This is a genomic window from Roseobacter cerffii (assembly GCF_054226325.1).
On the sequence record NZ_CM135757.1, the window covers coordinates 3677504 to 3699928 of the forward strand.

At 61.6% G+C, this 22425-nt stretch carries 23 protein-coding genes and 1 tRNA gene; 7 read left to right on the forward strand and 17 right to left on the reverse strand.

The features are described 5' to 3' along the window. The first annotated feature begins 100 nt into the window (after positions 1 to 100). The 4 genes from ACVC7O_RS17815 (at position 101) to ACVC7O_RS17830 (ending at position 2903) form a co-directional block, all read left to right on the forward strand. On the forward strand, positions 101 to 910 hold the full coding sequence (locus tag ACVC7O_RS17815) for a division plane positioning ATPase MipZ (RefSeq protein ID WP_458323462.1): 810 nt from the start codon (positions 101 to 103) through the stop codon (positions 908 to 910). A gap of 147 nt (positions 911 to 1057) precedes the next feature. Then, a complete protein-coding gene (locus ACVC7O_RS17820; RefSeq protein WP_458323463.1) occupies positions 1058 to 1891 on the forward strand; it encodes a spondin domain-containing protein in 834 nt (277 codons plus the stop codon). Between the two features lie 260 nt (positions 1892 to 2151). Continuing rightward, on the forward strand, positions 2152 to 2685 hold the full coding sequence (locus tag ACVC7O_RS17825) for a DinB family protein (protein ID WP_458323464.1): 534 nt from the start codon (positions 2152 to 2154) through the stop codon (positions 2683 to 2685). Continuing rightward, positions 2682 to 2903 (forward strand): hypothetical protein, encoded by a 222-nt coding sequence (locus tag ACVC7O_RS17830; RefSeq protein WP_458323465.1) that lies wholly within the window; start codon positions 2682 to 2684, stop codon positions 2901 to 2903. The genes ACVC7O_RS17825 and ACVC7O_RS17830 overlap by 4 nt, the downstream gene beginning before the upstream one ends. Here the strand turns inward: ACVC7O_RS17830 and ACVC7O_RS17835 are convergent. Continuing rightward, positions 2900 to 3286 (reverse strand): RidA family protein, encoded by a 387-nt coding sequence (locus tag ACVC7O_RS17835; protein WP_458323466.1) that lies wholly within the window; start codon positions 3284 to 3286, stop codon positions 2900 to 2902. The two genes, ACVC7O_RS17830 and ACVC7O_RS17835, sit on opposite strands and share 4 nt — an antisense overlap. Before the next feature lie 590 nt (positions 3287 to 3876). Between ACVC7O_RS17835 and ACVC7O_RS17840 the strand changes: the two genes are divergently transcribed. Both ACVC7O_RS17840 and ACVC7O_RS17845 read left to right on the forward strand, forming a co-directional pair. Next, a complete protein-coding gene (locus ACVC7O_RS17840) occupies positions 3877 to 5541 on the forward strand; it encodes an ABC transporter substrate-binding protein (RefSeq protein WP_458323467.1) in 1665 nt (554 codons plus the stop codon). Positions 5542 to 5611: 70 nt separating this feature from the next. Next, positions 5612 to 6100 (forward strand): DUF2165 domain-containing protein, encoded by a 489-nt coding sequence (locus ACVC7O_RS17845; RefSeq protein WP_458323468.1) that lies wholly within the window; start codon positions 5612 to 5614, stop codon positions 6098 to 6100. On the opposite strand, the gene ACVC7O_RS17850 is transcribed toward ACVC7O_RS17845, so the two are convergent. The 14 genes from ACVC7O_RS17850 to hemE form a co-directional block, all read right to left on the reverse strand. Then, complete coding sequence (locus tag ACVC7O_RS17850) at positions 6091 to 6690, reverse strand: 3-hydroxyacyl-CoA dehydrogenase family protein (protein ID WP_458323469.1); 600 nt, start codon at positions 6688 to 6690, stop codon at positions 6091 to 6093. The genes ACVC7O_RS17845 and ACVC7O_RS17850 overlap by 10 nt on opposite strands. Further along, positions 6687 to 7577 (reverse strand): helix-turn-helix transcriptional regulator, encoded by an 891-nt coding sequence (locus ACVC7O_RS17855; RefSeq protein ID WP_458323470.1) that lies wholly within the window; start codon positions 7575 to 7577, stop codon positions 6687 to 6689. The genes ACVC7O_RS17850 and ACVC7O_RS17855 overlap by 4 nt, the downstream gene beginning before the upstream one ends. A 54-nt stretch (positions 7578 to 7631) precedes the next feature. Next, positions 7632 to 8828, reverse strand: coding sequence for a benzoyl-CoA 2,3-epoxidase subunit BoxA (gene boxA / locus ACVC7O_RS17860; RefSeq protein ID WP_458323471.1), 1197 nt, complete (start codon positions 8826 to 8828; stop codon positions 7632 to 7634). Then, entirely contained in the window at positions 8825 to 8968 is a 144-nt protein-coding gene (locus ACVC7O_RS17865) for a hypothetical protein (RefSeq protein ID WP_458323472.1), read from the reverse strand. Before ACVC7O_RS17865 ends, boxA begins: the two co-directional genes overlap by 4 nt. A gap of 85 nt (positions 8969 to 9053) precedes the next feature. Beyond that, positions 9054 to 10505, reverse strand: coding sequence for a benzoyl-CoA 2,3-epoxidase subunit BoxB (boxB, locus tag ACVC7O_RS17870; RefSeq protein ID WP_458323473.1), 1452 nt, complete (start codon positions 10503 to 10505; stop codon positions 9054 to 9056). Between the two features lie 99 nt (positions 10506 to 10604). Then, entirely contained in the window at positions 10605 to 12263 is a 1659-nt protein-coding gene (gene boxC, locus ACVC7O_RS17875; protein WP_458323474.1) for a 2,3-epoxybenzoyl-CoA dihydrolase, read from the reverse strand. A 103-nt stretch (positions 12264 to 12366) separates the two neighbouring features. Beyond that, a complete protein-coding gene (locus ACVC7O_RS17880) occupies positions 12367 to 12840 on the reverse strand; it encodes a DUF309 domain-containing protein (RefSeq protein ID WP_458323475.1) in 474 nt (157 codons plus the stop codon). After that, a complete protein-coding gene (locus tag ACVC7O_RS17885; RefSeq protein WP_458323476.1) occupies positions 12824 to 13645 on the reverse strand; it encodes an alpha/beta fold hydrolase in 822 nt (273 codons plus the stop codon). The genes ACVC7O_RS17880 and ACVC7O_RS17885 overlap by 17 nt, the downstream gene beginning before the upstream one ends. Further along, a complete protein-coding gene (locus ACVC7O_RS17890; protein ID WP_458323477.1) occupies positions 13642 to 15186 on the reverse strand; it encodes a benzoate-CoA ligase family protein in 1545 nt (514 codons plus the stop codon). Before ACVC7O_RS17890 ends, ACVC7O_RS17885 begins: the two co-directional genes overlap by 4 nt. 104 nt (positions 15187 to 15290) lie before the next feature. Beyond that, complete coding sequence (locus tag ACVC7O_RS17895) at positions 15291 to 16610, reverse strand: TRAP transporter large permease (protein ID WP_458323478.1); 1320 nt, start codon at positions 16608 to 16610, stop codon at positions 15291 to 15293. 9 nt (positions 16611 to 16619) lie between these two features. Then, positions 16620 to 17120 (reverse strand): TRAP transporter small permease, encoded by a 501-nt coding sequence (locus tag ACVC7O_RS17900; protein WP_458323479.1) that lies wholly within the window; start codon positions 17118 to 17120, stop codon positions 16620 to 16622. A 62-nt stretch (positions 17121 to 17182) separates the two neighbouring features. Next, positions 17183 to 18223 carry a TRAP transporter substrate-binding protein gene (locus ACVC7O_RS17905; protein ID WP_458323480.1) on the reverse strand — a complete coding sequence of 347 codons (1041 nt, stop codon included), beginning with the start codon at positions 18221 to 18223 and terminating at the stop codon, positions 17183 to 17185. A gap of 194 nt (positions 18224 to 18417) precedes the next feature. After that, a tRNA-Met gene (locus tag ACVC7O_RS17910) sits at positions 18418 to 18494 on the reverse strand. A 53-nt stretch (positions 18495 to 18547) separates the two neighbouring features. Then, positions 18548 to 19582: a uroporphyrinogen decarboxylase gene (gene hemE / locus ACVC7O_RS17915; RefSeq protein ID WP_458323481.1), complete on the reverse strand. Its 1035-nt coding sequence runs from the start codon at positions 19580 to 19582 to the stop codon at positions 18548 to 18550. Positions 19583 to 19684: 102 nt separating this feature from the next. Here hemE and hemC point away from each other — a divergent pair, with 102 nt between their 5' ends. Beyond that, positions 19685 to 20638 carry a hydroxymethylbilane synthase gene (gene hemC, locus ACVC7O_RS17920; RefSeq protein WP_458323482.1) on the forward strand — a complete coding sequence of 318 codons (954 nt, stop codon included), beginning with the start codon at positions 19685 to 19687 and terminating at the stop codon, positions 20636 to 20638. Positions 20639 to 20651: 13 nt separating this feature from the next. On the opposite strand, the gene hemF is transcribed toward hemC, so the two are convergent. Further along, positions 20652 to 21545 carry an oxygen-dependent coproporphyrinogen oxidase gene (gene hemF, locus ACVC7O_RS17925; protein ID WP_458323483.1) on the reverse strand — a complete coding sequence of 298 codons (894 nt, stop codon included), beginning with the start codon at positions 21543 to 21545 and terminating at the stop codon, positions 20652 to 20654. A 74-nt stretch (positions 21546 to 21619) separates the two neighbouring features. Beyond that, the gene (locus ACVC7O_RS17930) at positions 21620 to 22420 is read right to left on the reverse strand and encodes an SDR family NAD(P)-dependent oxidoreductase (RefSeq protein WP_458323484.1); all 801 of its coding nucleotides are present in this window, start codon (positions 22418 to 22420) and stop codon (positions 21620 to 21622) included. Positions 22421 to 22425 lie beyond the last annotated feature (5 nt).

The following is a 22425-nucleotide window of genomic DNA, read 5'->3' on the forward strand; positions in this document are numbered from 1 at the left end:
GCAATTCGCCTTCTAGACACCTTCCCAAAGGCCCGAACACTACATATAGTGCCGCTCAATAGATAAGCCGCAGGAAGCGGCCGGGGCAAAGGATCGGGTCATGGCGCACATTATCGTCGTCGGGAATGAGAAAGGCGGCGCGGGCAAATCGACCGTCTCCATGCATGTGGCCACGGCGCTCGCACGGATGGGGCATAAGGTCAGCGCGCTCGATCTGGACCTGCGGCAGCGCACCTTTGGCCGCTACACCGAGAACCGCAAGGCCTTCCTCGCCAAAGCCGGGCTCGACCTGGCCAGCCCGAACACGCATGAATTGCCCGAGATTGCGGCCGAAAGCCTGAAGCCTGGCGAGAATATCTATGACCACCGCCTCTCGGCTGCTGTCGCGTCGCTGGAACCGGACAACGACTTTATCCTGATCGACTGCCCCGGCTCGCACACCCGTCTGAGCCAGGTGGCGCATTCGCTGGCCGACACGCTGATCACACCGCTGAACGACAGCTTCGTCGATTTCGACCTGCTTGCGCGAACGGACTCGTCCGGCGACGAAATCCTCGGCCCGTCGGTTTACTCCGAAATGGTCTGGAACGCGCGCCAACTGCGGGCACAGGCCGGCCTGACCCCGATCGACTGGATCGTGGTGCGCAACCGGATGGGCGCGCAGCGGATGGTCAACAAGGAAAAGATGGAGCGCGCGATCAAGAACCTCAGCAAGCGGATCGGCTTTCGCATTGCCCCCGGCTTCTCCGAGCGCGTGGTGTTCCGCGAACTCTTTCCCCGCGGGCTGACGCTGCTGGACCTCAAGGACATCGGTGTCAAGCAGCTCAATATCTCGAACATCGCCGCACGGCAGGAACTGCGCGACCTGATGAAGGCGCTGAACCTGCCCGGCGTCTCCGTCGACTTCTAGACCGACCAACTCACGGAAATTTCAGTTTTTTTCACAACGCGCGGAGGCGCGGCTCTCTCACGCATGTGTGAATCCCTGTTGATCGCGCCCTGTCCCTAAGGTGCGCCTGCCTCTCCACCCGGAGGGCTCATCTGACAGGAGAAGAAAATGAGATTTGTAACCAGAAACCTATTGGCTCTGGCCGTGACCGCCGTGGGCGCAAGCGTCGCGGTTTCGGCACAGGCGACAACGCTGCAGATTACAGTGACCAACAATCAGGCGGCGGGCGGGCTCTCGATCACGCCACTTTACACCGCATTTCATGACGGGACCTTCGACGCTTTCGATCTGGGCGGCATGGCATCGCCCGGCATTGAACTGATCGCCGAAACGGGCATGGCCTCCACCGTCGCAGGCGAACGTCAAAGCATAGATCCGGACTCGCAAGCGCTGGTTCTCGAGTCTCCTAGCGGTCCCCCCCCGATCCAGCCCGGCGAGGTCGTCTCGGGCACGATCGACATCAATACCTCCGAGGCGTTGTTCTTCACATTCCTGTCGATGATCTTGCCGTCGAACGACCACTTCATCGGCAATGACGATCCGCTGGCCTATCAGATTTTCGACGAGAATGGGGTCTTTACAGGCAATCGTACGATCAATGTGACGGGCGCCCAGATCTATGACGCGGGCACCGAGGCAAACGGTCTGGAAGGTGCGGCGTTCGTGCAAGGGGTCGACATTGCAGACAGCCCGGCAGGCGAGGGCAGCATCCAGCAAGGGATTGGGCTGTCGGAAGAGCTCTTCGGTCCTGGAGTGCTACTGGCGACCGGTGACACGCTCGACGCCGGGCTGATCGACTTCACGTCCAACCCGGGCGCATTCGATTTGCTGACCATCGAGATTTCACAAGTCGCGCCCGTGCCCCTCCCCGCCAGTGCCCCGCTGCTGCTGGGCGCCTTGGGTTTCTTGGGCTGGCGTCATCGCCGCAAATCTGCACGTTGAAAACGTAATGCGAAAGGCCTGGTCCCGGGCCTTTCGCACCCCGCGGTGACTATCGGCCAAGAGTTGATCGGTCGGTCAGCTCCTGCGATGCGGCAGAAAGTGTTCGACGGAACGACCGCTGCGACATAGATATGCCCCATGGGCACAGCATTGATCGACCTTCTCTTCTGGACCGGGCTCTTCGTGGCCCTGTTTTTCCTGTTCCGCTGGCTGCAGGCACGCAAGAAACGGAATGCCCCGCCACGGGACGAGTGATCCCTATGGTTGCAGCAGATATCCAGCTGGACGCGTTTCAACGCATGGCGCAGAACAACGCCTGGGCCAATGCCACGCTCTACGCAGCGGCTTGCACATTGCCTGAGGGTCATCAACTGCACCCCGCTCCCGGGTTCTTCCCGACGCTCGCCAGCACGCTCAACCACATCTACGAAGTTGATCTCTACTATGTCGATGCGCTCGAGGTCGGCGGGCTGGGTCGCACTGTCTACGCGCGAACCGAGGAGCCATCCTTGACGGCCCTCGCCCAACAGCAGGCCGAGGTGGACCGTAGGTTGATCAGCTTCTGTACCGGGCTCACTCCGGCGATGCTGGCCGACACCCGCGACACGGAACGGCCTGACGCGACCACCGAAGAAACGGTGCACGCCTTGCTGCTGCATCTCTTCCAGCACCAGGTGCATCACCGGGGTCAGGCACATGTGCAACTGCAGACACTCGGCGTCGCGCCACCGCAGCTTGACGACTTTCACCTCTCATTCGAACGCGCGCCGACAGCAGAGGTCTATTGGACATGAACAAATACGGCCCCAGCCAGAAAGAGCTGAAATTCCGGCTCTATGTGTCTATTGGGGGGTTGATCTTCATGGCCATCGCCATCGCCTATCGCGGTATGCCGCAGGGTCCCGCCATGTTCGAAACCATCGGCATCGCGGGCGCATTCTTCGGCGGCACATTCTTGTGGAGCCTCAAGAAGCTGCTGCGCAAAGAGTATTCGGACGCGCCAGACCCCTAGTCAGCGGCCCAGACCTCGACCTCAACCACGAACTCAGGACGTGTAAACCCGGAAACGATCACCAGGGTCGACGACGGCAGGACGGCGACCTCACTGAGGAACGCGTCGCGGGCGGCCATGTATCCCTGCATGTGCTCGCGCCCGGTCACATAGGCGCTGAGATGACAGACGTGTGCGGGCGTCATGCGGGCTTCCGCCAGAATGGCGGTGATATTGTGAAAACAGATCGCCGCCTGAGCCTCCGCATCCGCGGGCACGGTCCCGTCCTGCGCGAGCCCCAGCTGCCCCGACGTGCGAACCAGCCGCGCACCTGCGGGCAGCTCCACCCCATGGGAATACCGCGCAAATGGCGGAGCGATGCTGCCCGGCGAAAGTGATTTCATGTCTGGATCCCCCTCATACGCATGGTTCCATGATGGCCGATGCATGCGCCTTTTCAAGACGGCAAATGCGCCATCGGGGAGCCTGTTGCCCTCACCTGTGCGGGCGCAGATCAGATTCGCGCATGGCCCGCTGAGACGGCGTGAACGCCTTCGATCCACCGGAACCGAGCCGATCCGCGTACAACGCCAAAAAAAGTTGGAGGCCATTTCGGCGCTTTCCGCCTGCCTTGGCGAGCCGCCCGCCCGCGGCGCCCTGCCATATCACGGACCAAAAGCATTGCGCTTTAGCGACATCAGCGGTCAAAAATCCGGCGCGGGCGGACAGCGACAGCGCATTTCCAAAGCGATTTGGACGCGAGCCGGGCAGTGACAGTCCCGATTGGTTCCTGATACGGGCCCGCTGGTTTTGACGCACGCGCGCCGCAGGCCGGAACGCGGGCCGGAGAAAGGGTTGACGCCACGCCTGCGACGTTTGACACTCCCGGCGTTCCTATGAGGGCATCAAAGAAAGCAGACCAACTGCATCACCGCGCCGGCAATGGCCCGGCAAGCGCACGCAAAGAACCCGTGCAAAAACAGAGAGGAAGAAAATGACATTTTTCACACGTACCGGCAAACCGTTGCCGAAGACCGTGGTGGACTCTGCGGCCAAGGTCGGCAGCGATCCGGTGAACCGTCGTGAGTTTCTGGCGATGGCCAGCGCGTTCGGCGCGACAGCGGCCACAGCCTATTCGATGATTGGCATGGCCGCGCCCGCCCGCGCTGCCGGCCACAAGGAAGGCGGCGTCGTTCGCATGCAACAGGAAGTGCGCGCGCTGAAAGACCCGCGCACCTATGACTGGTCCCAGATCGCCAACTTCTCGCGCGGATGGCTTGAGTATCTCGTCATCTACGAAAACGACGGCACCTTCACACCGGCGCTGCTCGAGAGCTGGGAGATCAACGACAACGCGACCGAATACACCCTGAATGTCCGCAAGGGCGTGACTTGGAACGATGGCAGCGAGTTCACTGCCGAAGACGTGGCGCGCAACATCACCGGATGGTGTGACAAGGGCCTCGAAGGCAATTCGATGGCGGGTCGGTTCGGCGTGCTGATCGACGAGGGCACCGGCCAGGCGCTCGACGGCGCGATCACGGTTGTGGACAGCCACACCGTGAAGCTGGCGCTGCCGCGGCCGGATATCTCGCTGATCCCGGGCATGGCGGACTATCCCGCGGCGATCACTCCAGCGGGCTTCGATGCGGCCACGATGCTCGAGAACCCGATTGGCACCGGCCCTTACCTGCCGGAGCAGTTGGAGGTTGGCGTAAAGGCCGTGCTCGTCAAGAACACCGAACACACCTGGTGGGGCACCGAGGTCTTTGGCGGGCCCTACATCGACAGCCTTGAGTACATCGACTATGGCACCGACCCCTCGGCCTTCGTCGCGGCAGCTGAAGCGGAGGAGATCGATGCGATCTACTCCATCGAGGGCGATTTCATCGACATCTTCTCGACGCTCGATGGCTGGATCGAGAACTCGATTGCAACCGCGGCGACCATCGTCATTCGCCCCAACCAGCTTGCGGAAGTCGATGGGGTGAAGCCCTACGAGGACAAGCGGGTGCGGCAGGCTCTGGCCATGGCGGTCGACAATGCGGTGCTGCTGGAGCTTGGCTACGCCGGTCGCGGCATCGAGGCGGAGAACCATCACGTCGGTCCGATGCACCCAGATTATGCCGAGTTGCCGCCGCGCAAGGTGGACCCCGCCGCTGCGAAAGCGCTCATGGACGAAGCGGGCATGGGCGATTTCGAGCACGAGCTGATCTCGATCGACGATGCGTGGCGTAAGGACACCACCGATGCGGTGGCCGCACAGCTGCGGGACGCGGGCATCAAGGTCAAGCGGACGATCCTGCCCGGCTCCACCTTCTGGAACGACTGGGTGAAGTACCCGTTCTCCTCCACGAACTGGAACCACCGCCCGCTGGGCGTTCAGATCTGGGCGCTGGCCTATCGCTCGGGCGAGGCCTGGAACGAGTTCGGATGGTCCAATGCAGACTTCGACAAGATGCTCGATGTGGCGCTGGCCACCGCGGATGTCGAAGAACGCCGCACCCTGATGAAGGACATGCAGGCACTCATCCAGGAGGAAGGCGTGACGATCCAGCCTTACTGGCGCTCGCTCTACAACTTCACCAAGGAAGGGCTGGTGGGTGCCGAGCACCACATTGCATTCGAGTATCATCCGGCCCGTATGGCCTGGACCTGATCTTCACTGTCTTCGAGGGCCGCGCATCGCGCGGCCCTTCTTCTTTGTGCGATCATCAGGAGGCCTTGGCATGGAAAGCGCAGTGTTACTTGCACAAACCATGGCGACAGGCCTGATTGCTGCGTGGTTGTCTCTGGGATTGAGAGACAACCTGCTCTATCCGTCGGTGAATGAGACCTACACCGCGCAGGTGCTTGCCATGACGCGGATGCAGGCCGAGTATCCAGACGAATTCCGACATGTCGCTCATCGCGCCATCACCGACCGCCGCCTGCAGTCCTTCGCGTTCAGGCTCGTCGTGATCGCCGAGGGCATCACCTGCCTCCTCCTCTGGATTGGAACCATAGGTCTGGTGATGGGCATCGCGGGCACGGCCTCCCCAGACACCGGGCGCATGCTTGCGCTGCTTGGTGCCTTGAGCTTCACGAGTGTCTGGGCGGCATTTCTCGTGATCGGCAACCACTTTTGTTACTGGTTCTGCCACGAAGGCGCGCAGAACACCCATTTCCAGATGACCCTGTGGGGCCTCGCGACGATGATCCTGCTCTGTCAGAGCTGATCGAAAAACCTGCGAATCTCATCGGGTGAGACCTCGCCCATCGCGTGCTCCAATGCGCCCGGGCCGATGTCACGCAGATGAGACACCAGGCTGCCCTTTGCTGCGGGAAAGCCGAGGTCACGCTGGCTCACGCGATCCACGCACGCGGGCGGAACACCCTGTTTCAACAGTTGCCCCGCAGCACTGGCGAGCCCGATCAGCAAACGCGTGATGAGGACGTCGTCGGAGACTTCGGTGCGGGTCAAACCGGCGAACCAGGCTTCTTCGCGCAGCAGGTCCTCCACCAGCGGGTCAACGACCCGCCCGCCGCCGCCCGGGTATCGGTACCAGCCCACACCGACGCGGCGGCCCAACCGACCATCCGCGACCATGCGGGCCAGCGCAGCTGTGGGCGCGCGTCCGCCGTCTACACACCGCGCGACGACAGTGTCGAGCCCCACCATATCCTGATCCGCACAAAGGCCGGTTGCGAACCCGAAGTCCTCCATGGCCGCATCCAGCTCCCACGGCGTTGTCGCCTGAAAGAGCAGCGCGTCGGCAGCGGCATAGAGACCATCGGTCAGCCGCGCAGCCACCTCCGCGTCGGTCACCCCGCTGGCCCTTCGAGAAACCCTTTGCTGGCGATCAGCCTGACCAGATCGTTGAGCGAGCGCTTGACCGTGCGGTTCGATGTATCAATCGATGCTTCGGCACGTTCGTAAAGCGGGCTGCGCGCCGCGAGCAGCGATTGCAACTGCTCCATTGCCGCCGGATTGCCACGCATGGGCCGCAAGTCCCCCTGCGCTCGCACCCTCTGCATATGCTCGGCCGGAGAGGTCTGGAGCCAGATGGTATGGAACCGCTCCAACACCTGTTGATAGGTCGCCTCCTCGGCCACGAGGCCGCCTGCAACGGCCAGGATAAGGCTGTCATGCGCCTCGACCACGCGCGCAATCGCATCCGCTTCCAGCCTGCGATACCCCTCCTGCCCATAGAACGCCATCACCTCGGCCAGTGGCATGCTTGTCTCGCGCTCGATCTCGCGGTTGAGTTCGACAAAGGGCAGCCCCAGGGCGTCGCTGGCCAGCTTGCCCAAGGTGGACTTCCCCGCCCCCCGCAGACCGATCAGGCAAATCCGGCCCGCCCGAAGCACCGCCGGGTTTTGCGGCGCCAACAGACCGCGCACCTCGCGCTGCACATCGGTGGACGCATTGCGGTAGAGCTGGGCAATCCGCTGCACCTCCCGGTCCGCCGGGGCGTCTTCCGAAAGGAGGTTTTCAATGGGCAGATTGAGCGCCACCGCGATGCGTTGCAGCAGCGCGATGGAGATATTGCCCTTTCCTGCCTCGAGTTGTGCGAGATAGCGCGGCGAGACGCCAGACATGCCGGACAAGACCCGCCGGGGCAGGTTCTGCGCCTTGCGCTGGCTGAGCACACGAGCCGCAACCCGGTCCTTCAAGAGCTGCGACGGGTCATCCTCGAGAGGTGTATCGGTCATGGTGCCGTTCCGTCCGAGGCCAAGCTTATCACCGCGCCGGAGCCGAGCACGATGTCAGTAGGTCTCAACATGATAACGGCCTTCTTCGCGCATTCGAGTGCGCAGCAGCGCCCAATCGTCACCCGCGGCTTCGGCGATATCATGCAGTGCGTCTTCGACCCCGCTCTCCATCGCTTTCAATCCGCAGATATAGATGTGCGCCTTGTCCGACCCCAAGAGCGCGCCGACGGCATCCGAGTGCTCGCGCAGCTTGTCCTGTACGTATTGCTTGGGTTGGTCATCTGCGCGGCTGAAGGCAAAGGTCTTGCGCATGAACTGATCGGGGACCTTCTTCAGCGGCCCGAAGTACGGCAAATCCCGCGCGCTGCGCGCCCCAAAGACCAGAGTTAGGCTGTCCCGCGCACCGGGCGTCTCGCGCTGGCGGCGCATGGTGAACCCGCGAAACGGGGCGGACCCGGTGCCGGTACAGATCATCAGCAAATGCGCCTCGGGGTCGGATGGGAGCAAGAAAGTGGACCCAAAGGGCCCGGTGATCTGAACCTCGTCTCCCTTGGCCAGATCACAAACGTAGTTGGAGCACAGGCCCTCAGGTTCGCGTTTGACGGTCAGCGAGACGTTATTGAAACCGGGCCGTTCGCCATCACGCGGGCTCGACACCGAGTATAGCCGCGGCAGATGCGGCTGACCATCGGCGTCCACACCCGGCGGAATAATCCCGATGCTCTGCCCTTCCAGCACGGGGAACGGCAAGCTGCCCAGATCGAGGATCACGTGGCGCACGTCATTTTCGCCGTCTGCATCGGTCAGGCGATAGTTGCCCTGCACGGTCGCAACAGCCGGGTTGCTGAGGGAGTAGAGGTTGATCGTCGGTTTCGACGCCGTGGCAGGCGCCTTGGCCTTGCCGCCTGCGCCCTTGTGCGCCTCGGCCAATAGTGCTGCGACGACATCATCATGCGCCTCGATCCCGTCGCCCTCGGCTTCCGCAGGGAGGATGATGTCATCCTGCTCGGGCAACTCATCGAAGGCGTATTGCTGTTCCAGCGTGTAGGGCGTCTCCACCACCCGCCACTCGTCGATAGACCCGGTGGGGCAGACGGGGATGCAATCCATACAGAAATTGCAGGTATCAGGGTCGACGACGACATTGGTGTCGTCGTGCTGGATCGCCCCGATGGGGCAGGTCATCTCGCAGGTGTAGCAGCGGATGCAGATCTCGGGGTCGATCAGGTGTTGTTTAACGGGTGTCGTCATGGGCTGGCGGCGGGGCGTCTCAGAACCGTTTCGGGCAGCAGCGCGAGCTCAACGATATCGCGGCACATGCCTTTGCAATCGGTACAGCCGATGCAATTGGAACTCGGCATCGTGGGTGATTTTGCGGTTGGGGTCTGCATGGTGCGGTCTCCTCTCGATGATCGGGGGCGTTTGGGTGATGCGGGCCAGTAGAACTGGCCCGACCCGCGCGCGCGTTGATACAGGTCAAGCCATATGCAGTTTCACGTATTCGAAGTCGCCGGGCTTGTTGTCGATGCCCACCTTCGGCGGCGCGATCCATGACGCGTATTGCCCGGGCTCGTAACAGGGCACCATGAGCGACTGGATGAAGTCGCCATCGGCCTTGGTGGGCAGCCAGTCGTCCCGACGGTTGTTCCACTCTTCGGCCGAAAGGATATTGCCGTCCGGATCAACCGCGACGGTGGAAAATACACCAATCTGGCGGTGGAACCCTTCGTGCGGCAGTTTCAGTTCGAACTCGATCCCCGCCTTGGCAATCGCTTTGTTCCAGCGCCCAACCCCACCTGCGGCGTCCCGCACGTAGTCGTCGCGCAGGCGCATGTTGATCGCCGTCAGCGCCGGCACATCCTCGGTCAGGATCTGGCCCTCCTTGATCGAGGTCACAGCATATGTGTCGTTCTGCAGCTTGTGGTCATCGTCGATCCGCTGCTCCATATAGCGGCCCTTGATTCCGGCGTTGAAGGCATTGGCCGCATTGGTCGACACCTCCTGCCCAAACAGATCAAGACTGAGCGTATAGTGCAGGTTCAGCTTCTTCTGGATCGTGGGCAGGTCGATCACGCCCAGATCGCGGATCTTGTTGATGTCCGTCGGATCTGTGATCCCGGCCTTGTTCATGGCCTCCAGCGTGGCCTGAATGGTGCGCCCTACCCCGGTCTCACCTACAAACATATGGTGAGCCTCTTCCGTCAGCATAAAGCGGCAGGTGCGGCTGAGCGGGTCGAACCCTGACTGCGCAAGGCTTTCGAGCTGCATCTTGCCGTCCCGGTCCGTGAAATAGGTGAACATGAAGAAGCTGAGCCAATCCGGCGTTTCCTCATTGAAGGCGCCCAGCATCCGCGGCGCCTCCTCCGACCCCGAAGAGCGCACCAGCAGATCGTTGGCCTCCTCGCGCCCGTCCCTGCCAAAGTACTTCTGCAGCAGGTAAACCATCGCCCAAAGGTGCCGCCCTTCTTCCACATTGACCTGGAAGAGGTTGCGCATGTCGTAAAGCGAGGGCGCGGTAAGCCCAAGAAACCGTTGTTGCTCCACCGAGCCCGGCTCCGTATCCCCCTGGATCACGATCAGCCGCTTGAGCATATTCCGGTACTCGCCCGGCACTTCCTGCCATGCGGGTTCACCCAGATGCTCGCCCATAGGGATGCGCCGATCCTCGACAGCGGGCGCGAGCAGCACACCCCAGCGATACTCGGGCATCTTCACGTAGTCAAACTTGGCCCAGCCTTTCGGATCGACCGAAACGGCGGTGCGCAGATACACCATACTGTCCTGGAAGTTCTGCGGGATCAGATCGTTCCACCAGTTGATGTACCCGGGATGCCATTTCTCCAGCGCTTTCAGCACTTTCTTGTCGGAACTCAGACCGACATTGTTGGGGATTTGGCTGTCGTAACTGACATTGATGAGATCGAGCATTCCGTCCTCCTGTCGGATGGGGTGGCCTGAAAGCCCACCCTACCTGCCTGCACAACCGGTCTGGCCCGGCAGGTAGGGTGGGCTTTCAGGCCACCCGTGCTAGACACGCTGCATATCGTAGACCCCCCGCACCCCGGTGCCGTAGCGTCGTAAAGCCCCCTCCGGCCCCACCGCATTCGGTCGCTGAAAAATCCAGTTCTGCCAGGCCGTCAGACGCCCGAAGATCCGCGTCTCCATTGTCTCCGGGCCAGCAAAGCGCAGGTTCGCCTCCATCCCCGTCATCGCGTCAGGCGAGAAGCTCGCGCGCTCCTCGCGGAAGAGCCGCACCTCATCCTCCCAGTCTATGTCGTCATAGGCGTATGTCACCAGGCCAAGCGCCTCTGCGTCTTCGGCATCTAGCGCTTCATCAATCTGCTCCTCCAAGCCAGCAAGCGTCTCCGGCGCGCCAAGGAACCTGGTCTCCAGACGGCTGAGATCATTGCCCATGGGATACTGGCCGAAGTTGCCCTTTGTGAGATAGATCGTCGCCAGCGGTCGCTCATCATCATCAAAGGGCTCCAGCATCATGTAGCTGCGATCGACGGCCCAAAGCAGCTCTGCCAGAACACCGGCAAAGCAAGAGCCGTGTTCTACCAGCGCCACAAGGCTGCGCGATGTCATATCGGCCCGTTTGAGCACGCGCTTCCACAGGCAGAGCACTTCATTGGCAAGCCAGTGATCCTTGTGCGACACGAGCAGCGCCTCATGCGCCATCACGCGGGCCGCGTCTCCTTGGGCCTGGAATTCGATCAAACCCAGCGCGTCTTCGTTTGTCCGCAGATGCAGGATCGCATCGTCCAACTCCCGCGCGCATCGCAACATCCAGGCGTTGGCCCCTTCCGCTTCGAAGGCCGCCATATCGGAGGGCGCGTCGGTCTCCGGACCCGAGATCGTCACCACCGCACGGCGGCCGTGCCGGTCCAACTCGACCTTCACTGTCGAATACGTGACCCCATCTGCCCCAAATACGCGCTGAAGCGGCGTGAGCGTGATGCCCTGCCCGATGTCCGGCTTTTCAGAAGCCTCGGCGAATGCTTGTGCCCGCGCACGCACGCCGTCATCGAATTGCGAGTTCGGGATAACCTCGTCGACCAGCCGCCAGTCCAGCGCGCGTTTGCCTTTCACACCCTCTTCGACCGAGCAGAACACATCCGCCAGATCGCGACGGACCTTGCGCTTGTCCGTGACCCGCGTGAGCCCGCCCGTCCCCGGCAAGACCGCCAGCAAGGGGACCTCTGGCAATGCCACCGACGACGTGCTGTCGTCGGTCAGCATGATGTGATTGCAGGCCAGCGCCAGTTCATAGCCACCGCCCGCGCAGGAGCCCCGCACGGCGCAGATATAGTTCTGACCGCTGTCTTCCAATGCTGCCTCAAAGGTGTTCCGCGTCTCATTGGTGAACTTGCAGAAATTGACTTTGTGCGCATGGGTCGCAGCGCCCAGCATGCGGATATTGGCGCCCGCGCAAAACACCTTCTCTTTGGCGGATGTCAGGACGACGACCTTCACCTCGGGGTGCTCAAAGCGCATCCGCTGCACAACGTCTGCCAGTTCGATATCGACGCCCAGATCGTAGGAATTGAGCTTCAGCTGATACCCGTCAAAGAGACCGCCGTCTTCATCCACATCCATGGAAAGATACGCTACGGCGCCGTCATACTCGACTGTCCAATGTTTCATGGAACTCGGGTCGACTTGGAAATCAATGCGCTCGCTCACGGCTGGCCTCATCCAACAGGCCACATCATGCGACCACTAGATGAACTATAAAGCACAGAAAGGCGTGTGATAACGCCTATCCTTTACACAAATCTCCAAATCTTTAGCTGTTTCTTGCTTTATATTGCATATTTGCTTCTTGTTGCGTGTCCGCGATGGCTGCACGCAGGTCGGCGATTCTGAGGCCGAGTACGGCCGCGTCCCCTTCGCAACGCAACAGATGTGCCTCGACCATCTCGCACAAGCGGTGCGCCGCCTTCGGGCGCAACATGGCCAGTTTCAGACGCGCGTTCGCCAGTTGAATGAGCGCCTGCACGACCTCTCTCTCCGGACTGGGGTCGGTGGTCTGCATCCACACCGCCTCAAGCACCTCGTGACATTCCCAGAAGTATCCCGCACCCAGATAGGCGAGGCCGGTCTGAAATGCGGCCGTCTGCTGGAGGTCGTCAGGCGCCATACCCGCTTTGACAGAGGCTTTGATTTCGTCAAACCAAGTCTCTGGGTGGCGAGCGGTCTGACCGGGAATAAAGGCGTACGGTGGGCGCTGATCCGGCGACAGCTCAGGCCAACGCAACATGCGTTTGCTCCAGCCGAACCAGGCGCGCGCAGAATGACGAAATCGCATCGAGGGTTGTCTCGGGGCTCTCAAAGTGCGGAGCATGGCCGCAGCCCTCGACAATCTCGATCTCGACCGGCGCATAAGCGCGTTTCTCGATCTCCTCGACCTGTGCGAGGCTGCCATAGGCGTCCTCAGTTCCCTGGATTACGAGGGCGGGGATGCGCCAGTGGTCAATCACGTCCGCCACATGCCAAGACGCAAACCCCGGATCGGTCCAGACTTCGTGCCACCCGCGGAACGCGCCCTCCACATCGTCGTGATACTTGGCAAGCTTGGCGCGCAGGTCACCAGAGGCAAACTCCTTGCCCGCCGCCTCAATAGCGGCAATCCCCTTGGGCTCTGTGAAAAAGTGCGGAGCGATCAGACTCAGACCGCGCACCCGCCTGTCGCTGACCGAGCCGGCGTATTCTCCGGCGATTGTCGCGCCGTCCGAATGGCCGAGCAGGATCACGTCGCCCAACCCTGCGGCGTCCATTGCGGGGCCCAGCACCGTCATGGCCTCACGCGTCATGTAGTCATGTGGACGCGGCAATCGCACCGGGTCTGACCGGCCATAGCCTCGCCGCGAATAAACAAAGACGCCCAAACCTGTGCGCGCCGCCAGCTTCTGTGGGACATCGCGCCAGAGCGCAACAGACCCCAACCCTTCGTGCAGCAGCACAAGCGTGGGTCGATCACCCGGCGGGGGGCCGTGGCAGCTGTACTCCAGCTGCACGCCATCCACCTCCAGCCGGGATGCGGGCGTGGCGCTCCAGTCGATCATGAGGCCTCCGCCTCGCGCAGTTTGAACCGTTGGATCTTTCCTGTGGCCGTCTTCGGCAGGTCCTCCACCACTTCGATCCAGCGCGGATATTTCCACTTGCCGACGCGGGATTTCACGTGGTCGATCAGCTGGGCCTCGAGGTCAGATGGCGCTTCGGTTTCAAGGACGATGAAGGCCTTGGGCTTCTCGAGCCCCTCGCCATCTCGGGCGGCCACTACTGCAGCTTCTAGCACCGACGGATGGCTTGCGAGTGCTTGCTCCACCTCGAAGGGCGAGACCCAGATGCCCGAAACCTTGAACATATCGTCGGTGCGTCCGCAGTAGATATAGCGGCCATCGGGGCGGCGCTCGTATTTGTCACCAGTGCGTGTCCAGACGCCTTCGAAGGTGCGACGCGATTTCTCTCGCTGATTCCAATAGGCCGCTGCTGCCGATGCGCCATTGACGAGCAGCTCGCCGATTTCATTGTCGGCGACATCCCGGCCCGTATCATCCACAAGGCGCACATCATATCCCGGAACAGGGGTGCCGGAGGTACCGTAAGCGAGGTCATCTGCGCTGTTGCTGAGAAAGATGTGCAGCATCTCGGTCGAGCCCACACCGTCAAGAATGTCGATGCCCGTGTGGGCCTGCCAACGGCGCCCGACGTCTTCCGGCAACGCTTCACCCGCAGAGATGCACCGGCGTAGCGGGGCGTCGGGCGGGCCCGATTTGTCCATCTCGGCCACCATGGCGGCATAGAGCGTCGGCACGCCGCAGAATACCGTGGGCCGTTCGGCCTCAAGGGTCGCGATCATGTCGCGGGGGGTTGGGCGCCCGGCGAAGAGCACGGTCGTCGCACCCACCGCCAGCGGAAAGGTCATCGCGTTGCCGAGACCATAGGCGAAGAAGAGCTTGGCCGCGGAGAGCACCGTGTCGTCTTCCGTCAATCCGAGCACATGCGCGCCATAGGTGTCCGCTGTCGCCTTCAGGCTGGAGTGCACGTGCTGGACGCCCTTCGGCTGGCCTGTGGAGCCCGAGGAGTAGAGCCAGAAGGCAATCTCATCGGAGGAGACAGCTGCGGTTTCCATCCGCTCCGCACCTGCAACGAAGTCAGCGTATGTCTGGGTGCCTGCGGGTGCGGTCTCGCCAATCACCACAACCGATCGCAGATACGGGTTGTCCTCCAACATCGGCTTCACGGCCTCGTAGAGTGGGGCGGAGACCACAAGCGCGACCGCCCGGCTGTCGCGCAGAATGGCGTCGTAGATCGGAGGCGCCAGGAGGGTATTGATCGGGACCGGCACAACGCCGCATTTCAGCGCGCCGAAGAAGAGCTGCGGAAACTCGACCGTGTCGAGCATGAGCATGGCGATGCGCTCTTCCTGTCGGATACCCGCACGCAGCAGCGCGCCTGCGCACTGACCGGCACCGTCAGCGAGCTGCTGAAAGCTCATCTCGCGCCCGCTGCCAGCCTCGCGATAGGCAGTCTTATCCGCCCGCCCTTCGCTGAGGTGCCTGTCGACAAGATAACTGGCCGCGTTCATCGAGGTGCTGATCACGTTTCCCTCCCATGAAACACCAAACGATCATGCACAGTAGTGCACGCCCGATGGCTCGCCGCAAGCAATGAGGAGCCACTCTGCACTTTAGTGCACGGCAGAACTTAGGCGGGCAACAGGAAGAGCGTTATCGCCGGGAACATCACCAGGATGATCACCCGCACGATGTCCGAGCCGACAAAAAACAGCACGGCCTTGTAGGTTTCGGTCATCGGGGTCTCGCGGTCCATCGCGTTGATGATGAAGAGGTTCATGCCGACAGGCGGCGTGATCAGGCCGACTTCGACGACGATCAGCACAAGGATGCCGAACCAGATCGCCAGATGCTCGGGCGACATGCCGAAATCCATCGCCGAAATCACCGGGAAGAAGATTGGCACGGTCAGCAGGATCATCGACAGGCTGTCCATCAGGCAACCGAAGATCAGGTAGAAGACCAGGATCACCGACAGGACGAACCACGGGCTGAAGCCTTGGGTGAGCACCCAATCCGCCATGAACTGTGGCACGCCCGAAAGCGCGAGGAAGCTGTTGTAGAAGCTCGCGCCCAGCACGATGAAGAAGATCATCGCGGTGGTCCGCGCGGTGCCAAAGAGGCTGTCGCGGAACACCGCCCAGTTCAGGCTGCCGGACAGGAGCGCCACCAGCCCGGTGCCCGCCGCGCCAATGGCAGAGCCCTCGGTGGGCGTGAACCAGCCAAGATAGATCCCGCCGACCACAAGCCCGAAGATCACTAGCACGGGCCAGGTGCTCGCCAGCGCCGCCCAACGTTCGGACATGGGTTGCGGCGCACGGGTGCCCGCCGAATCCGGATAAAGCCGGACGTAGATTGAAATCGTCAGCATGTATCCGACGGCGGCCAGGATGCCGGGGATAAAGGCGGCGAGGAACAACTTGGCGATGTTCTGCTCGGTCAGGATCGCGTAGATTACGAGGATCACGGACGGCGGGATCAGGATGCCCAGCGTGCCCCCCGCTGCGAGCGTTGCGGTCGAAAACCCGCCGGAGTAGCCATAGCGGCGGAGTTCAGGCAGCGCGACCTTCGACATGGTGGCCGCGGTCGCAAGCGATGAGCCACAGATAGCGCCGAAGCCCGCACAGGCTCCCACCGAGGCCATCGCCACCCCGCCGCGTCGGTGGCCGAGAAAGCTCTCAGCCGCCTTGAACAGCGCCGAGGACATGCCAGAGAGCGTGGCGAACTGTCCCATCAGCAGAAACATCGGGATGATCGACAGCGAATAGCTGGAAAACTGCGTGTAGGTCTCGGACTTCAGCTTGTTCAACAGCACATTGGGGTTGCCGCCCATGGCAAAATACCAACCAGCGAAACCACAGAGCAGCATGGCAAGGCCGATCGGGGCCCGCAAAAACACCATGATCAACAGGATCGGGAAGGACCAGAAGCCGAGTTCGAGGTTGCTCACAATCAGTCCTTAGGCGGTCGGCAACAGCGCGCGCCCGGTCGCGCTTTCGCGGATGCGCATCACCGCGCAGTAGAGGGCAACGATACAGGTCACCACGCAGGCGGCAAAGCTAAACGCATATCCCCACCAGACGGGAAACTGAAGAAAGAAGGTCGTCTCGCCATTGCCGATGTAGCGCTGCATGCCCTCGTAGAGCCGCCAACTGATCAGAAACAGAGCGGCGGTCAGAACAACTTCCCAGAAGGCGATGATCAGCCGGTGCAGACGACCAGGCAGCTTCGACGTGAAGATATCGACCGTCGCATGGGCGCCATGCAGCTGGCAAATCGGAAAGAATGAGAAGATGGCGAAGGCCACACCGGCCTCGAGGATCTCGTAGCTGCCATTGACCTCACCAATGCCAAGCTCGCGCCCCGCGGTGGATACGGTCGTCAGGATGACGAGCCCCACCAGAACAATGCCACCAATGATCGCGGTGGTACGGGCAAGCAAGTGCACGGCCTGATGCATGAAAGGCTCCGTCCGGGGAAAGGGCACGCCACAAGGGAGGCGGCGCGCCCCAAGCGCCAAGATTACTCGGTATATTTGTCGATCAGCATGCGGGCTTCATCGATCAGTGCCTGACCATCGATGCCCTTCTCGTTCATCTCTGCGACCCATTCGTCATAGATCGGCTGCGACACTGCGCGCCATTCGGCGGTCTCTTCTTCTGTCAGCGTCACGATGTTGTTGCCCCGTGCGGCAGCGGCCTCGCGCGCCGGGCCGTCGCTGTCCGCCTGTGTGCCGCCGGCAAAGACCGAAAATTCGAGGCCGGAGTTGTCATCGATCACCTTCTTCAGATCGTCCGGCAGGCTCTCATACCGATCCTTGTTCATCGCGAGAACGAAGGTCAGGACATAGAGCGCATTACCCGTGAATTCGGTGTGATTGTCCACCAGCTCGGGAATTTTCAGCGCCGCGGTCACTTCCCATGGAATGGTCGTGCCATCGATCACACCTTTGGAGAGACCTTCCGGCACTGCGGGCACTGGCATCCCGACCGGTGTCGCCCCAACCTTCTTCAACAAGGCGTTGGCCAGACGCGACCCACCGCGGATCTTCAAGCCTTCCATGTCGGACGGCTTACGCACTTCCTTGTTCGCGTGGATCAGGCCAGGGCCATGCACCCAGGTGCCGAGGATATGCACATCCTTGAACTCGGTGTCCTTCATGTGCGTCTCGAACATCTCCCAATAGGCACGGGATGCGGCACGGGCGTTTGTCATCATGAAGGGCAGCTCGAACACTTCGGTCGACGGGAAACGCCCGGGCGTATAACCCACCACCGTCCAAACGATATCGGCGACGCCATCGATAGCCTGATCCATCAACTCAGGCGGCTTGCCGCCCAGTTGCATCGAGGGGAACCGATCCACCTTAATCCGACCGCCGCTGGCCTCCTCGACATTGTCTGCCCAGACGTCCAGCACGAGCTTGGGCACGTTGGCCTGTGGCGGCAGGAACTGGTGCAGGCGCAGCGTCACCTCTTGGGCGACGGCGGGCGCCGCACCAAACCCGACGGCCAATGCCGCGGCAGTCGCCATGTTCAAAAATGTCTTGCGTGAGATCGTCATTGCGGGTCCTCCCTAAAACCGTGCCGGGCCGGTCGTTTTGTGGCCTCTGACTCGTCTTCCCTGATAAATTGCTATTGCAGATCAAGGGGGATGTCACCCGTGTTTGTCATCAACAGCGCGCTATCGGCGGCCGGAAAACACCGCGACGGCGACACATCAAGTTCCGCGCAAACGTTCATGTCTTGGGGAGGGGTTGGTGGCGTTAGGTGGACTTGAACCACCGACCTAACGATTATGAGTCGTTCGCTCTAACCAACTGAGCTATAACGCCACGAGCGCGTGAATTATGATAGCCCGCTGCCCCCGTCAAGGCAGAAATCGAGGTTATCCGCCCCGAACCGCATCAATCATGCGTTGGACATTGTCGGGGTCCGCGTCCGGTGTGATACCGTGGCCGAGATTGAAGATATGCGGCCCGCCCGACAGAGCTTTGACAATCGCGCGGGTCTCATCCACGAGGGCTTGCCCCCCCGTCACCATATGGCTGCTGGCGAGGTTGCCCTGCACACAGCCGTCGACCTGCACGTGCTTCGCCGCCCATTCCGCGCTGACGGAATTGTCCAGCGCCACGCAATCCACGCCTGTAGCCTTGGCGAACCCGATGTAGTTGTCCCCGGCCTCTCGTGGGAAACCGATGACGGGAATATCGGGATAGCGCGCCTTGAGCGCCGCGGTGATCTCGCGCGCAGGTTCCAGCGCGTATTTCTGGAAGGCGTCACCCTGCAGCGACCCGGCCCAGCTGTCGAAGATTTTGACGACCTCCGCGCCCGCATCGATTTGTGCGGCAAGATAGTCGATGGTGCCTTCGGTGATCCGCTTGATCAACGCGTTGAACACCGCGGTGTCGGTCTGCATGAGCGTATGGGCGGGGCCCTGATCCGGCGTGCCCCGTCCAGCGATCATATAGGTGGCGACGGTCCAGGGCGCCCCGGCAAAGCCGATCAGCGTTGTCTCGGCCGGAAGCTCCCGACGCAAGATGCGCACCGTCTCATAGATCGGGTTCAGCGTCTCGTGGATGTCGCCAACCGGGCGCAACGCATCGAAGTCTTTCTGGCTTTGGATGGTGGACAGACGCGGGCCCTCCCCCGTCACAAACCACAAATCCGCGCCCAAGGCCTGGGGCAGCAGAAGAATATCCGCGAATAGGATGGCAGCATCAAAGCCGTAGCGACGGATCGGCTGCAGTGTCACCTCAGCGGCCAGCTCCGGATTGTAGCAGAGCGACAGGAAGTCCCCCGCCTGCGCCCGCGTGGCCCGGTATTCCGGCAGATAGCGACCCGCTTGCCGCATCATCCAGATGGGCGGGGTCGACAGCGTCTCGCCCGCAAGTGCACGCAGGATGGTTTTTGTCGGAGCCATGATCGTCCTCTTCTTTGACGCCCTTTTGGTCGAGGTCCAAAGCACGGTTGTCAAGACGCTGACGGGTTGTCAGGATAAATTGACGCGCATAAAGATGGCCACATGACAGTCACTCTTCCGACCCCCGACAGCCCACTCAAAATCGGCACCCGCGGCTCGCCGCTTGCACTTGCGCAGGCCCATGAGACCCGCGATCGTTTGATGCAAGCCTTTGATATTGAAGAGGAATGCTTTTCGATTGTCGTGATCAAGGTGACCGGTGATGCGATTCAGGATCGGCCCTTGAAGGACATTGGTGGAAAGGGTCTTTTCACACGAGAAATCGAAGAGGACCTGCTGTCAGAAAAAATTGACATCGCTGTGCACTCGATGAAGGACATGCCGACTGTGCAGCCAGACGGGCTGGTGCTTGATACGTTCCTGCCACGCGAAGATGTGCGCGATGCTTTCGTCTCACCGAAGCTGAAGACCATTGCCGAGTTGGCCGACGGTGCGGTCGTTGGAACATCAAGTCTGCGGCGCAAGGCGCAGCTGCTGAACCGTCGGCCGGACCTGCAGGTGGTAGAGTTCCGTGGCAATGTGCAAACCCGTCTGAAAAAACTGAGTGACGGTGTCGCCGAATGCACTTTTCTGGCCGCAGCCGGTCTCAACCGGCTCAAGATGGATGACGTGCCAGCCACCCCGATCGAAACAGACGATATGCTGCCCGCGGTGGCGCAGGGTGCCATTGGGATTGAGCGCCGCGCCGAAGATGACCGCACCGCAGCGCTGCTTCAAGCGATCCACGATGGGCCAACAGGCCAGCGGCTGACTGCAGAACGCAGCTTCCTTCTGACCCTCGATGGCTCGTGCGAAACCCCGATTGCGGGGCTTGCAGAATTGGCGGGCGATCAGTTGCGCCTGCGCGGCGAGGTACTGCGCCCCGACGGGTCCCAGGCGATTTCCGGCGAGCGACGTGGTGCGATTTCAGATGGTCTGCTGATGGGTCAGGATCTCGCCGAAGAGCTTTTGTCGCGCGCGGGCACCGGCTTCTTCGACTGGCACAACCTGTCCTGACGGCTGCGCTACCCTAGACCCACTTGGCCAAAGGCGGCAGGCTCATGAGCACCGCATTGGCGTCATGGCCGGTCTCCAGTCCGAACTTCGTCCCGCGATCATAGACCAGATTGTATTCGGCATAGAGCCCCCGGTGCACCAGCTGCGCATCCTTGTCTGCATCCAACCACGGCTGGACCCGGCGCTTGCGCACCAACGGCACATATGCAGGCAGAAACGCACGACCGATGTCCTGCGTGAGCTTGAAATCCATCTCCCAGTCGCCGGTGCAGTGATCATCCATGAAGATGCCTCCGACACCGCGGGCGCGATTGCGGTGCGGGATGTAGAAATACTCATCGGCCCAGTCCTTGAGCCGCGGATAAAACTCCGACCCATGCGGGTCGAGTTTCTCTTTCTGTTGCGCATGAAAATGCGCAGTGTCCTCGTCATATTCGATGCAGGGGTTCAGGTCGGACCCGCCACCAAACCACCAGGCATGCGGCGTCCAGAACATGCGCGTGTTCATATGTACGGCGGGCACATGCGGGTTGTTCATATGCGCCACCAGGCTGATCCCGGACGCCCAGAACCTTGGATCTTCCTTCATGCCGGGTATGCCCTTGCGGGCTGCCATAGCCATCTGCGCCCGTTCGCCCAACGTGCCATAGACGGTCGAGACGTTCACGCCGACCTTCTCGAAGACGCGACCGCCCCGCATCACGCTCATCAGCCCGCCGCCCGCATCCGAACCATCGTCGCTGGTGCGTTGCGTCTCGGTGACCTCGAACCGACCCGGTGCGGCGTCAGATAGCGGTCCCTCGGCGTGGTCGTCTTCCAGCCCCTCAAAGGCCGCGACGATGTCGTCACGCAGGCTGCGGAACCATGCCGCGGCACGGGGTCTCTCGGTCTCTAGGCTGTCGGTCATCCGTCGTCCAATGTGTCAATCTGTCCTGACACCATCTCTAGCGCGGAACGCGCCCCAACGGAAAGCGGGAATCGTTAATGCGCAGGCGCGGAGACCACATCGAGAAGGCTGCGCCCTCCATCCACGATGATCACCTCGCCGGTCATGAAGCCGGAGCCATCGGCGGCGAGGAATTGCACCGCATCCGCAAGTTCGGATGGACCGGCAATCCGCCCGAGAGGCGTATGGTCGAGGATATCTTCACGCCACTCCGTATGCTCCACCACGGAGGATTTCAGCGAAGCACTCATCACCGAGCCGAAGGAGACCGCGTTGACCCGGATGCGCTCGGGCGCGAGGGCCAACGCCATGGAGCGCGTCATCTGTTCGAGCGCCGCACAGGCAATGGAATAGCCCATAAGCTCGGGCCGCGTGTGACGTGCGGCAATAGAACTCAGATTGATGATCGAGCCCAGTTGACCCTCCGGCTGATCCGCACCCTGCTTGATCATACGCTTCGCAACCTGCTGCGTCAGGCTGAGCGATGTCATCAGGTTCTGGTCGAGCAAAACGGCCACGGAGGTATCCTCTACATCCAGCGCATTGGTCGGCATGACCTGCCGAGACGCGTTGACGAGGATATCCACGCGCTCGAAGGCGTCGATCGTGGCGGAGACAAGGTTCGCGATGGTCAAGCGCTGGCGCAAATCGCCCGCGAAGTAGCGTAGATTGCTGTCTTCGGTCTGGTCCCCCCATTCGCTGACCAGCTTCTTCTCATCCATGTCCGCGCACATTACATTGGCACCGCGGTCGGCGAATTGGCGGGCAATCGCCAAACCAATGCCGTTGGCCGCGCCGGTGACAATTGCGGTCTTGCCGTTGATCGAAAATGACATCTGGG